This window comes from Empedobacter stercoris (genome assembly GCF_020281205.1).
Taxonomy (GTDB): Bacteria; Bacteroidota; Bacteroidia; order Flavobacteriales; family Weeksellaceae; genus Empedobacter; species Empedobacter stercoris.
The window spans coordinates 1-13,278 of the sequence record NZ_JACXZC010000031.1 but is presented as its reverse complement, the minus strand read 5'-3'; the positions used below and the strand labels follow the sequence as shown (position 1 = coordinate 13,278).

10 protein-coding genes are annotated in these 13,278 nt (G+C 32.7%); 6 read left to right on the top strand and 4 right to left on the bottom strand.

What is annotated here, in order from left to right; genetic code table 11:
- Positions 1-3 precede the first annotated feature (3 nt).
- The 3 genes from IF125_RS12365 (at position 4) to groL (ending at position 4,418) form a co-directional block, all read left to right on the top strand.
- Positions 4-2,250, top strand: a complete 2,247-nt coding sequence (locus IF125_RS12365) for a zinc-dependent metalloprotease (RefSeq protein ID WP_225542708.1) — start codon at positions 4-6, stop codon at positions 2,248-2,250.
- A 154-nt stretch (positions 2,251-2,404) separates the two neighbouring features.
- Complete coding sequence (locus IF125_RS12360) at positions 2,405-2,683, top strand: co-chaperone GroES (RefSeq protein ID WP_125349629.1); 279 nt, start codon at positions 2,405-2,407, stop codon at positions 2,681-2,683.
- Positions 2,684-2,792: 109 nt separating this feature from the next.
- A complete protein-coding gene (gene groL, locus IF125_RS12355; RefSeq protein ID WP_225542707.1) occupies positions 2,793-4,418 on the top strand; it encodes a chaperonin GroEL in 1,626 nt (541 codons plus the stop codon).
- Between the two features lie 433 nt (positions 4,419-4,851).
- On the opposite strand, the gene leuB is transcribed toward groL, so the two are convergent.
- From leuB to IF125_RS12335, 4 genes are read right to left on the bottom strand one after another with little or no spacing between them, the layout of a single operon-like run.
- Positions 4,852-5,976, bottom strand: coding sequence for a 3-isopropylmalate dehydrogenase (leuB, locus tag IF125_RS12350; RefSeq protein WP_225542706.1), 1,125 nt, complete (start codon positions 5,974-5,976; stop codon positions 4,852-4,854).
- The gene (gene leuD / locus IF125_RS12345; RefSeq protein ID WP_188319646.1) at positions 5,963-6,565 is read right to left on the bottom strand and encodes a 3-isopropylmalate dehydratase small subunit; all 603 of its coding nucleotides are present in this window, start codon (positions 6,563-6,565) and stop codon (positions 5,963-5,965) included. The genes leuB and leuD overlap by 14 nt, the downstream gene beginning before the upstream one ends.
- Positions 6,566-6,577: 12 nt before the next feature.
- Positions 6,578-7,963, bottom strand: coding sequence for a 3-isopropylmalate dehydratase large subunit (leuC, locus tag IF125_RS12340; RefSeq protein WP_225542705.1), 1,386 nt, complete (start codon positions 7,961-7,963; stop codon positions 6,578-6,580).
- Entirely contained in the window at positions 7,960-9,135 is a 1,176-nt protein-coding gene (locus IF125_RS12335; protein WP_188319644.1) for a 2-isopropylmalate synthase, read from the bottom strand. Before IF125_RS12335 ends, leuC begins: the two co-directional genes overlap by 4 nt.
- Before the next feature lie 148 nt (positions 9,136-9,283).
- On the opposite strand from IF125_RS12335, the gene IF125_RS12330 reads away from it, so the two are divergent.
- The 3 genes from IF125_RS12330 (at position 9,284) to mqo (ending at position 12,958) form a co-directional block, all read left to right on the top strand.
- Positions 9,284-10,765: a hypothetical protein gene (locus IF125_RS12330; RefSeq protein WP_225542704.1), complete on the top strand. Its 1,482-nt coding sequence runs from the start codon at positions 9,284-9,286 to the stop codon at positions 10,763-10,765.
- A gap of 81 nt (positions 10,766-10,846) precedes the next feature.
- Entirely contained in the window at positions 10,847-11,362 is a 516-nt protein-coding gene (locus IF125_RS12325; RefSeq protein ID WP_225542703.1) for an RDD family protein, read from the top strand.
- A 120-nt stretch (positions 11,363-11,482) separates the two neighbouring features.
- The gene (gene mqo / locus IF125_RS12320; protein ID WP_225542702.1) at positions 11,483-12,958 is read left to right on the top strand and encodes a malate dehydrogenase (quinone); all 1,476 of its coding nucleotides are present in this window, start codon (positions 11,483-11,485) and stop codon (positions 12,956-12,958) included.
- Positions 12,959-13,278: the final 320 nt, after the last annotated feature.

The following is a 13,278-nucleotide window of genomic DNA, read 5'->3' as shown; positions in this document are numbered from 1 at the left end:
TTTATGAAATCAAAATTTATTATCTTATCTCTACTTATGGGAGGAACTTCTCTTTTTGCACAAGTTAATCACTGGCAAGAATTGAAGAATAAGAATTATCAACCAACCAATTTAGTAGAAAGATCTACTGTTCCAAAAGAATTTAAATTATTTAAATTAGATGTTAGCAGTTTAGTAAACGATTTAAATTCTGTAGCAAATAAGGGAAGTAATCAACCAAATTTAGTTTACATTCCGAATGAATCGGGTGAACTAACGAAATATCTTGTAGAAGAATCATCAATCATGGCTCCTAAGCTACAAGAAAAATATAACATGATTAAATCGTATGTTGGAAAATCTGTTGACGGAAAATCTACTATCCGATTTAGTTATTCGCCTTATCATGGTTTAAGTGCAATGATAAACAAAGGAAATGAAATTTCTTATATCGATGCATACACAGAAGATTTATCTACTTATATTTCTTACAGCAGAAAAAATGTTGATGATAACACAAACTTCGTCTGTCATACAGATAATGTATATCAACAGAATTTGATCAATCAAATAACAAATGATCTACCAGTAAATAAAATTGCAACCGATGGTAAATTAAGAAAATACCGCTTAGCGCTTGCTACGACAATAGAATACTCGAGATATCATTTTAATAGAGCTGGATTAGCAGGAGGAACAGAAGAAGAAAAAAGAGCTGCTGTAATGTCTGCTATGAATGTAGCAATGACCAGAGTAAATGGTGTTTATGAAAGAGAATTTGGTGTAACAATGGAATTGGTAGAAAACAATGATAAAATTGTTTTTATTACTACTGATGAATACACAAACAATAACGGATCAACTATGTTGGGGCAAAACCAAACTGTTATCGATAGAGAAATTGGTGTAGAGAATTACGATGTAGGTCATGTCTTTTCAACTGGAGGTGGCGGAGTAGCCTATCTAAAAAGCCCTTGCGGTTCTTATAAAGCTGGTGGAGTTACTGGTTTAAATTCTCCTATCAACGATCCTTTTTATATTGACTATGTAGCACATGAAATGGGACATCAATTTGGTGCTCCTCATACTTTCAATAATTCGTGTGGTGGAAATCGTTCTGGAGCAACAGCTGTAGAACCTGGAAGTGGAAGCACAATTATGGCTTATGCAGGTATTTGTCCTCCTAATATACAAAACAATAGTGATCCATATTTCTCAACAGTTAGTGTAAATAACATCTACACTTTTATTACTTCAGCAGCAGGAAGTTGTTCGGTAAACACAGATTCAGGAAATAATGAACCTGTAATTCAAATCGATAAGCTATCGTACGGTATACCACATTCTACTGCATTTGTATTAGACGCTAAAGCTACAGATCAAGACGGAGATGCCATCACGTATAACTGGGAACAAATAGATACTCAAATCGCAACACAACCGCCAGTATCAACTAATACAGCAGGACCTACTTTTAGATCCCTTAATCCTACAACAGAAAGTTATAGATACTTCCCTAATTTAAAATCCATCGTTGAAGGAAAGTTAACTTTCGAAACAAATCCAACACCAATGACTTGGGAAGTAATTCCAAGTGTATCTCGTTCGTTAAGATTCTCTATTTTAGTTAGAGATAATAATCCTAAGGGCGGACAAACAGCACGTGAAAATATTACTTTAAACGTGAAAAATGTTGGACCATTTAAGGTGACTTCTCAATCTGAAACAGATCATTGGACACATAATTTACCAGCAACTATTACTTGGGATGTAGCAGGAACTGATGCAAATGAAATTGACACACAAAATGTGAAAATTTTATTATCTGTAGATGGTGGTAAAAACTTTGATTATGTCTTAGCAGAAACAACACCAAATAATGGTACATACGAATTTACAGTTCCTTCGGATATCCAGTTAACAAAAGAAGCACGCATTATGATTAAAGCAATTGATAATGTTTTCTTAGCGGTGAATGCTTCAGATTTTGAAATTTCTGATAAATTGGCAACTTCTGAGATCAATTCAAAAGATTTAGCGACAATTTCTCCAAATCCTTCAAATGGTATTGTTAATGTTAACTTTGCAAAATCAATTATATCAGGGAAAGTTACCGTTGCAGATTTAACTGGAAAAATAGTTTATGCAAATAACTTAAAATCAGTTAAAGTTCAGCAATTAGATTTAACTAATCTACCAAACGGAGTCTACATTGTTTCTATCGAAACTGGAAGTGAACAATTCTCAAAGAAAATTATTATTAAAAAATAATCGCATATAAAATTGCTTAAAATGCCAAGTTGTCATACAACTTGGCATTTTTGTTTTAAGGAATGAAATTAACTTATCCATAATGGCAGAAATTATGTGTTGGCACGTTTTTCGTTTATTTAAAACCATCAATTATTAAAATAAAAATACAAATATGTCACAATTAAACATTAAACCATTAGCAGATCGAGTGGTTATTGAGCCTGCTCCTGCAGAAACTAAAACAGCATCAGGAATTATTATCCCAGATTCAGCAAAAGAGAAACCTCAAGAAGGAATCGTTGTAGCAGTTGGTAATGGTAAAAAAGATGAACCAATAACTGTTGCAATTGGAGACAAAGTTCTTTACGGAAAATATTCAGGAACTGAATTAAAATTAGAAGGAAAAGACTATTTAATCATGCGTGAAGCTGATATTTTGGCTATCATCTAAATTTAGTTGTAATTAGTAAAATGTATTAAGTACAAAGTAACTTATTTTTTTAATTTTTAATCATATTCGACTTAAGACTTAAGACTTAAGACAACAAAACTTATAAAAAATGGCAAAAGATATTAAATTCGATATTGAATCAAGAGACGCTTTAAAAAGAGGTGTTGATGCATTAGCAAATGCAGTTAAAGTAACTTTAGGACCAAAAGGTCGTAACGTAGTATTAGAAAAATCTTTCGGAGCTCCACACGTAACTAAAGATGGAGTTTCTGTTGCGAAAGAAATCGAATTGGAAGATCCAATCGAAAACTTAGGTGCTCAAATGGTAAAAGAAGTAGCTTCTAAAACTAACGACGTTGCTGGTGACGGTACAACTACTGCTACAGTTTTAGCGCAAGCTATCGTTCGCGAAGGTTTGAAAAACGTTGCTGCTGGTGCAAATCCAATGGACTTGAAACGTGGTATCGACAAAGCTGTTACTGGAATCGTTGCAAACTTAAGAGAACAATCACAAGAAGTTGGTGATTCTTCAGAAAAAATCAAACAAGTTGCTTCTATCTCTGCAAATAACGATGATACAATCGGATCATTAATCGCAGAAGCTTTCTCTAAAGTAGGAAAAGAAGGTGTTATCACTGTTGAAGAAGCAAAAGGAACTGAAACGTATGTTGACGTTGTAGAAGGTATGCAATTCGACCGTGGATACCAATCGCCATATTTCGTAACGAACGCAGATAAAATGATTGCGGAGTTAGAAAATCCTTACATCTTATTATGTGAGAAAAAAATCTCTAACTTACAAGAAATCTTACCTTTATTAGAGCCAGTTGCACAATCAGGACGTCCATTCTTAATCATCTCTGAAGAAGTTGAAGGTCAAGCTTTAGCTACTTTAGTTGTAAACCGTTTAAGAGGTTCATTAAAAATTGCTGCTGTTAAAGCGCCAGGTTTTGGTGATCGTCGTAAAGCAATGTTACAAGATATCGCTATCTTAACAGGTGGTACAGTTATTTCTGAAGAGCAAGGAATCACGTTAGAAACGGCTACTTTAGAAATGTTAGGAACTGCTGAAAGAGTAGTTATCGACAAAGACAACACAACAGTTGTTAACGGTGCTGGTGATGCAGAACAAATTAAAACTCGTGTAAACCAAATCAAAGCTCAAATCGAAACAACAACTTCTGATTATGACCGCGAAAAATTACAAGAACGCTTAGCTAAATTAGCTGGAGGTGTTGCTGTATTATACGTTGGTGCTGCTTCTGAAGTTGAAATGAAAGAAATCAAAGACCGTGTAGACGATGCTTTACATGCAACTCGTGCTGCTGTAGAAGAAGGTATCGTTGCTGGTGGTGGTGTTGCTTTTGTTAGAGCTTTAGCTAACTTATCAATCGAAACAACTAATGCTGACGAAGCTACAGGTGTTAAAATTGTAACGCGCGCTATCGAAGAACCATTACGCCAAATTGTTCACAATGCTGGTGGTGAAGGTTCTGTAGTTGTTGCAAAAGTAAAAGAAGGAACAGGTGATTTCGGATACAATGCAAAAACAGATGAATATGTAAACATGATCGAAGCTGGAGTGATTGATCCAACTAAAGTTGCTCGTGTTGCATTAGAAAACGCTGCTTCTATTGCTGGTATGTTAATTACTACTGAAGCTGTTGTGACAGAAATTAAAAAAGATGAGCCTGCTATGCCACCAATGGGTGGTGGAATGCCAGGAATGATGTAATTATCAACTCATAACAATATCAAAACCTTGTCATAGTAATACTTTGACAGGGTTTTTTTTGATATTGCTTATAAAAAATAAGTAACCTTGTTAAGAATTTAGAACCTTAACAAGACCTTTATTTGATTCCATCATAACATTTATAATAAAAACTGCACTACTTCTTATTAAAACCTAAGCAGGAGTTGAACAAAAGCTGCACAAGTTTTAATTCAATCTACCTAACCTTATTATTATTAGCAACCTAAAACACAGTAAAGTTATGTCGATTAAACTCTTTAACTCTGCTTATAACTACATAAAAAACTTATCTGTTTCTCTTATATACATAATTAACTTATACTGAAAGAGAAGTGTAATGTAAAAATAAACGCATAGAAAAAGCCATTCAGAACTCTGAATGGCTTTTTCATTATGTCATAAATAATAAAAACTATATAATCGTCGATTTTCCCATCAATACATTTTCAAAATTGAAATATGAATGATGATCATGATCGCTCAATAATATCTTTACAATATAATTTGACACAACAGAAGTGGAATAATCACTCGTTTCATCTAAATCTGTAGTTACAATCAAATTATTAATTGCATTTTCAACTGCATTTTCTATTGCTTTTGCACCTTCTTCTAATCCTAAATAACGCAACATCATTGCTGCACTCAAAATAGAAGCCATCGGATTTGCAATTCCTTTTCCTTTTGCTTGTGGATATGATCCATGAATTGGCTCGAACAATGCATTTTCTGTCCCAATAGAAGCCGAAGGCAATAAACCTATACTTCCACCAATCACACTTCCTTCGTCTGAAATAATATCACCAAACATATTCTCAGTCAAAATCACATCAAATTGTTTTGGATTGATGATTAGTTGCATTGCAGCATTATCAACAAACAAAAAATCTAATTCAACTTGAGGATAATCATGGCTAATATCCATCGCAACTTTTCGCCATAAACGAGAAGTATCCAACACATTTGCTTTATCAACTAATGTAACTTTCTTGCGTCGTTTCATGGCTTCCTGAAAAGCCAAATGCGTAATTTGCTCGATGTCTTTTCTGTTATACGAACAGGTATCATACGCATGCGAACCATCTTGAGCCGTATATTTTTCACCAAAATATATCCCATTAATCAACTCACGAAAAATAACCATGTCCGTACCTTCTATGTATGATCGTTTCAATGGGCTTTTCCCCAACAAAGATTCGTAAGCTTTGATCGGTCGGATATTTGCAAATAAACCAAGTTCCTTTCTCAGCTTTAACAAACCTTGTTCGGGACGAACTTTAGCGTTCGGATTATTATCATATTTTGGATCTCCAATAGAACCGAACAACACTGCATCAGCATTTTTACATAATTGTAATGTTTCGTCAGGCAAAGGATTTCCTGTTTCGTCAATTGCTATAGCTCCAATTAAAGCTTCCTCAAATTCGAAATTATATTTAAAAAGTTGTTCAACTACATTCAGAACTTTTATTGTTTCCGAAACCACTTCTGGTCCTATTCCATCTCCAGAAAGTACTGCTATTTTATGCGTTTTCATGTTGCAAAGATTTATGGTTTTGTTCGTAAGTTTCTATTTTATCTTTTTGACTGATTAAAAAATCAATGTCATCATATCCATTTAATAAACAGATTTTTTTATATGAATCAACATCAAAGTTGATGGTTTGATCTTGAATTTTTAAGGTTTGTTTTTCTAAATCAATTTCAAATTCTGTTGAAGGGTTTTGGTCGATGATTTCAAAGATTTGATTTAAAACTTCATCCGAAACAACAATTGGTAAAATCCCATTGTTTAATGCATTTCCTTTAAAGATATCTGCGAAATAACTACTAATCACAACATCAAATCCATAATCCTTGATTGCCCAAGCTGCGTGTTCGCGACTACTTCCACAACCAAAATTTTTACCAGCAACTAAAATTTTCCCTTCAAACTTTGTATCATTTAATGGAAAATCATTAATTCTTTCATTCTCTTGATTAAATCTCCAATCTCTGAATAAATTATCTCCAAAACCTTCTCTGCTAATCGCTTTCAAGAAACGAGCTGGAATAATTTGATCGGTATCTATATTTTCTATTTTAATCGGTACTGCCGATGATTTTAGTTGATTGATTGAATCCATCTTGTGTTAATTTTAATTGATATCAACAATTTTCCCGTGAATTGCTGCTGCTGCTGCCACCAAAGGACTTGCTAATAATGTTCTTGAATTAGGACCTTGACGACCTTCAAAATTTCTATTCGAAGTCGATACACAGTATTTTCCTTCCGGAACTTTATCATCGTTCATCGCCAAACAAGCCGAACAACCTGGTTCTCTCAATTTGAAACCAGAGGCTTCAAAAATTTTATCCAAACCTTCTTCTATTGCTTGCTTTTCTACTTGTTTTGATCCTGGAACAATCCACGCTGTTACATTTTTATTGCGCTGTTTTCCTTTTACATAATCTGCAACTTGACGCAAATCTTCGATTCTCGCATTGGTACAACTCCCGATAAATACGTAATCAATTGGATGATTGATGATCGATTGATTATCTTGGAAGCCCATATATTTCAATGCTTTTTCAAACGATTCTTTTTCATTTTCGTTTAATGAATCTTTCGAAGGAATCATATCTTTCACCGAAATTCCCATTCCCGGATTCGTTCCAAACGTAATCATTGGAAAAATATCAGCTGCATCAAATTCTATTTCTTCATCAAAAACAGCATCTGCATCGCTTGCTAAGGTTTTCCAATACGCCACTTTTTGTTCCCATTCCTCTCCTTTCAGTGCAAATGGTTTGTTTTTTAAATAATCAAAAGTTGTTTGATCAGGTGCAATCATTCCTCCACGAGCTCCCATTTCAATCGACATATTACATACTGTCATTCGTCCTTCCATAGACATCTTTTCAAAAACATCTCCCGCATATTCACAGAAATATCCTGTTCCAGCATTTGTTCCAACTTTAGAAATGATATATAAAATCACATCTTTTGGTTGAACATTCGGATTTAATTTTCCATTGACTTTAATTCGCATCGATTTTGGTTTATTCATCAACAAACATTGACTTGCAAAAACCTGTGCGACTTGACTGGTTCCAATTCCGAATGCAATTGCTCCAAATGCACCATGCGTAGAAGTATGACTATCACCACAAACCATGCTCATTCCAGGTTGTGTAATTCCTAATTCTGGTGAAATGATATGAACAATTCCTTGATAAGGGTGTCCTAAACCATAAAATGTAATGTTATTTTTTTCGCAATTAATGGCTAATTGTTCTAATTGTTGTTTAGATAATGGATCTCGAATTGGTTGATCTTGATCGATTGTTGGCACATTGTGATCTGCGGTTGCTACAATTTGATCTGGTCTAAAAACTGGAATGTTTCTCGCTTCCAATTCAGAAAAAGCCTGTGGGCTTGTTACTTCATGAATCAAATGTTTATCAATATAAATCACTTGTGGTCCATCTTCCACCTGGCTAACAACGTGTGCATCCCACACTTTATCAAATAATGTTCTCATGCAAATTTTCTTTGTGTTGTTTGGTTAAATTGATGCATTAATCCAAGTAAATCTTCGCGAACTACTTCTTTTTTAGTATCTGCAATGGCTAAAAACTGTTCATATAAAACATCTAATTCATTTTTAGAAGTCTCAAAACCAATATCTTTTAAACGATACGCTAAGGCTGAACGTCCACTACGAGCTGTTAAAATAATAGATGATTCGTTTACACCAACATCTGCAGGATTAATAATTTCATAAGTTTCACGGTTCTTAATTACACCATCTTGATGAATTCCAGAACTATGTGCAAAAGCATTTGAACCTACAATCGCCTTATTAGGTTGAACCATCATACCCATAGTTTCTGATGTTAATTGACTTAACTCCGTTAACATTTGAGTATTGATATCTGTATAAAAATTAAGTTCTTTGTGTTGTTTAAAAATCATAACGATTTCTTCTAAAGCTGTATTTCCTGCACGCTCACCTATTCCATTAATTGTACATTCAATTTGACGTGCTCCATTTATTGCTCCCGCAACCGCATTAGCAGTAGCCAAACCTAAATCATTATGATTGTGACAAGAAATAATCACACGATCAATTCCTTGAACATGATCTTTCAAATATTTTATTTTATTTCCATACTCAAAAGGTAAACAATAACCGGTTGTATCTGGAATATTAAGCACTGTAGCACCCGCTTTAATTACTTCTTCACAAACTTGTGCTAAAAAAACATTGTCTGTACGTCCTGCATCTTCAGCATAAAACTCTACATCATCTACAAACGTTTTTGCATAAGCAACAGCTTCTACAGCGCGTTCTATAATTACCTCACGATTCGAATTAAATTTATGAATGATATGAGAATCCGAAGTACCAATTCCGGTATGAATTCTTGGTTTTTGAGCAAATTGCAAAGCCTTTGCTGCCGACTCTATATCTTTTTTGTTTGCGCGAGTCAAACCACATACAGTTGCATTCTTTACCAATTTCGATATTGCATTTACAGCATCGAAATCTCCTGGACTTGAAATTGGAAAACCAGCTTCAATCACATCTACTCCTAACTCGTCTAATCTCGCAGCAATATCTAACTTTTGTTTTTTGTTTAATTTGCAACCAGGAACTTGCTCTCCATCTCTTAACGTTGTATCAAAAATTTGAATCTTTTCAGCACTCATAGCAATTTGTTTTGATTGTTATTGTGATGTAAAAATAAAAATGTGCTAACTTTAAGTTTCTAAAACAGAATACCTTTTACAATTCTTAAAGCTGTTTTACTCGTAATAAAATATTGCTTTTCAATAACTTAACTTAAGATTAATTACAATGTCAAATTATAATAAAGATGCTCTATTTAGTTTAATAAAGTCTTTAAATCGTTCCGAAAAACGTCAATTTAAGCTTTACGTTAATCGTTTGCAGATAAATGCAGATGCAAAATTTTTGTTATTATTTGATGTATTAGATAAGTTGAATGAATATGATGAAACAATCATTTTAAAGAAAAAAATTACAACTAAACAACAATTATCAAACCTGAAAGCCCATTTATATAAACAAATTTTAATTAGTTTGAGAATGAATCCTTCTCAGCAAAATTCAAGAATGCAAATACGTGAACAGTTTGATTTTGCAACGATTTTATATCAAAAAGGATTACATAAACAAAGTCTAAAAATGCTAGACAAAGCCAAATCACAAGCCTTAGATTTTGATGAAAAAGCAATCGCATACGATATTTTAGAACTCGAAAAAATAATAGAATCTCAATTTATTACTCGAAGTATTTACGGACGTGCTGATCAATTAATTAAACAATCTGAAGAGTTAAGTTTACAGAATTTACAAGCGAGTAAATTATCAAATTTGTCGCTTAAATTATACAGTATTCTACTCGAAAATGGATATGCAAAAGATGAAGAAGAAATAAATAGAATTCAAAACTTTTTCAATTCAGAAACCCAAAATATTAATTTCAATCTCTTAAAATTCAAAGAAAAACTTTGGTTTTACAAGGCAAATGTATGGTTGTCGATGTTAACACAAAACTTAGATTCAGCTTATGAATTTTCTAAAAAATGGGTGGAATTATTTTACGAAAAAAAAGACCGTATTCTTAGTCATCCCGTTTGGTTTATTAAAGGAAACAGCTATCTATTAAAAATTTTGTACCTGAAAAAAAATTCAGACGAATTTAAATTTTGGTTTGATAAGTTAGAATCAGCTTATGAGATTTTACCTCAAAATGATAATGTAGAAGCGCTTTGGTTCATCAATAAATTCAATAGCAAATTGAATTACTTTTTTATCAATCCAAAAGAAAATATCAGTCCTTTTTTGATTAAAGATATTCTACGAGAAATAAAATTACATCAACATAAAATCGATAATCACCATATTTCGGTACTTTACCTTAAAATCGCTGCCTATTATTTTCTAAACAACGATTGGGATCATTCGTTCGAATATTGTCAAAAAATTATCAGTAGTGAAGCGAGTATTCAGGAAGATTTACATTTTTATACATTGGTTTTAATCATGATGAATTTGTATGATTCTGGCAATGATCAAGATTTGGATACTTATTCCTATAAAACACATCAATTTTGCAAGAAAATGAAAAACAGTAACATCATTACGCGAAAAATTAGTTTGTTTTTTATTGAATTGAATGATTTGTATCCAAACGAAAAAGTAAAAGCGTTTAAAGAATTAGATCAATTTTTAAAAAATGCTGACAGCCAAGAATTATTAAGACGAAATACCAATTACATTAATCTTAGACGCTGGATAGAAGACAAAATTTAGGTTAAATAATATCTTCAAAATAACTTTAATTATTCGTTCATTATTATATATTTATAACTAATTAACATTAAAAAAAATAGTATGTATCAAGATTACAAAGTTGGTGAACACAAAGCTAACAAGGGAATTCGCTTTCTAAACTTTATAATTGATTATGTATCAATTATTTTAGTAACAATGCTTTTTTTTGGTATGATCGCAACAATTATAGTCTTAATTAATCCAGAAAGCAACATTCTATATCAGTTAGAAAATATCAATCCACTTCTCGACAGAATTATTACAGCAATTTTCTATATATTATTAATTTTTCTGTCTGAATTTTTAACCAAAGGTCGTTCTTTAGGAAAACTAATTACAGGCACTAAAGTTGTAATGATTGATGGTTCTGAACCTACTACAAAAGATTATTTTAACCGCAATCTATGTCGTCTTATTCCTTTTGACGTACTTACTTTTTTAGGAGAAAATGGTTGGCACGACAAAATTTCGAATACAACAGTTGTTAATAAAAAGGCTTTCGAAGCAGATTTATCTTATGAAGACATAATTGATACTATTGGAAATACAGAATCTGAAAGCAATATGATAAAGTAAATTCATTTCAAATCATCTCAAAACAATAATTTATGTAATAAATCATTGTTTTTACTGCATATTATTTCGTGAAAAAGGCTATTTATTAATACCTTTGCAACGTAAATATATTTTTGAAAAATGGAAAAACAACCTCAAGAGGTAGTATTGATTGGTGCTGGAATAATGAGTGCTACATTAAGCATACTTCTTAAAAAAATAAATCCGGCTATTAAGATTTCTGTTTTCGAAAAATTAGATAAAATTGGATTTGAAAGTTCTGACGCTTTCAATAATGCTGGTACAGGTCATTCTGCTTTTTGTGAATTGAATTATACACCAATTGACAAAAATGGTAATGTAAACATTGACAAAGCAATTAACATTGCAAAACAATTTGAAACTTCGAAAGAATTTTGGTCTTACTTAGTTGAAAATAATTATGTTTCTTCTCCAGAAAAATTCTTACGTCCAACTCCACACATGTCTTTTGTTTGGGGAGAAGATGATGTGAATTTCTTGAGAAAACGTTACGAAAAACTATCTCAACACCCTTTATTCAAAGACATGGAATATTCTGAAGATTTTGCAAAAATCAAAGAATGGGCTCCGTTGATTGTAAATGGTAGAAATGAATCTGAAAAAGTTGCGGCAACGCACATGAATTTAGGAACTGATGTTAATTTTGGTGAGTTAACTCGTCAAATTTTCCAAGGCTTAAAAAACAAAAACGAAATCACGCTTGAAACTGAACACGAAGTAAAAGACTTAACTCGTCTTAGCAACGGTAAATGGGCAGTAAAAGTAAAAGATTTAAAAGCGGGGAATAATAAAGCTGTAAATGCAGACTTTGTGTTTATTGGTGCAGGTGGAGGAGCAATTTTATTGTTGCAAAAATCTGGAATTCCAGAATCGAAAAAATTTGGTGGTTTCCCTGTTGGTGGACAATGGTTGATTTGTCAAAACGAAGAAGTCATCAAACAACATCATGCAAAAGTATACGGAAAAGCAAAAATTGGTGCACCACCAATGTCTGTTCCTCACTTAGACACACGCGTTATTGATGGTAAACAATCTTTGTTATTTGGTCCATTTGCCACATTCTCAACTAAATTCTTAAAATACGGATCTAACTTAGATTTATTTAAATCTGTAAATTTAGGTAACGTAGGTTTCTTGATGAATTGTGGTTTAAATAACATCGACTTAACAAAATACTTGATCGAACAAGTGATGTTATCAAAAGCTAAAAAGGTTGAATCTTTACAAGAATATTTACCTGAAGCGAAATTAGATGATTGGTTTGAGCAAACTGCAGGTCAACGTGTTCAAGTAATCGAGCAACAAGACGGAAAAGGTACTTTAAAATTTGGTACTGAAATCGTAACCTCTCAAGACGGATCAATGTCAGCCTTATTAGGCGCATCTCCAGGAGCATCTACTTCAGTAAGTGCAATGCTAAACTTAATGAAACAATGTTTCCCTGATTTAATGAAAAACGATTGGAATGACGCAATCAAAACAATGATTCCTTCTTACGGTGAAGATTTAGGTCAAGCCGATTTAATCGAAGCTTCTCGCGCTAGAACAACAAAAGTGCTTAAAATTTTAGAATAAAAATTTTTCTTACACGCTATACAAATCCTGGTAATTTATATTATCAGGATTTTTTATATAATTTAGTTTCAGCAATATTGTATTAAACTTTACAACAACAATTAAACTTAAATAATTTCTTTCTGGGCGTTCCCTCGCCAATTAGCATCCTATTAAATTATATGAATCCCTTAGCGCTCGGTCGGGCTATCCGCTGCAATCTTTTGTTTGAAGTACCATAGTACTTAAAAACAAAACCCTTCATCAAACAAAAGGATTTCCACTACTATCCCTAACGCGGGTTTTAAGTTATAACCATAAGACATTAATAAAACTTTCAT

Coding starts and splice junctions, on each gene's coding strand:
- IF125_RS12335 (WP_188319644.1), bottom strand. CDS start 9,135: ATGAGTGCTGAAAAGATTCAAATTTTTGATACAACGTTAAGAGATGGA.
- mqo (WP_225542702.1), top strand. CDS start 11,483: ATGGAAAAACAACCTCAAGAGGTAGTATTGATTGGTGCTGGAATAATG.
- leuC (WP_225542705.1), bottom strand. CDS start 7,963: ATGAGAACATTATTTGATAAAGTGTGGGATGCACACGTTGTTAGCCAG.
- IF125_RS12360 (WP_125349629.1), top strand. CDS start 2,405: ATGTCACAATTAAACATTAAACCATTAGCAGATCGAGTGGTTATTGAG.
- leuB (WP_225542706.1), bottom strand. CDS start 5,976: ATGAAAACGCATAAAATAGCAGTACTTTCTGGAGATGGAATAGGACCA.
- leuD (WP_188319646.1), bottom strand. CDS start 6,565: ATGGATTCAATCAATCAACTAAAATCATCGGCAGTACCGATTAAAATA.
- IF125_RS12365 (WP_225542708.1), top strand. CDS start 4: ATGAAATCAAAATTTATTATCTTATCTCTACTTATGGGAGGAACTTCT.
- groL (WP_225542707.1), top strand. CDS start 2,793: ATGGCAAAAGATATTAAATTCGATATTGAATCAAGAGACGCTTTAAAA.
- IF125_RS12325 (WP_225542703.1), top strand. CDS start 10,847: ATGTATCAAGATTACAAAGTTGGTGAACACAAAGCTAACAAGGGAATT.
- IF125_RS12330 (WP_225542704.1), top strand. CDS start 9,284: ATGTCAAATTATAATAAAGATGCTCTATTTAGTTTAATAAAGTCTTTA.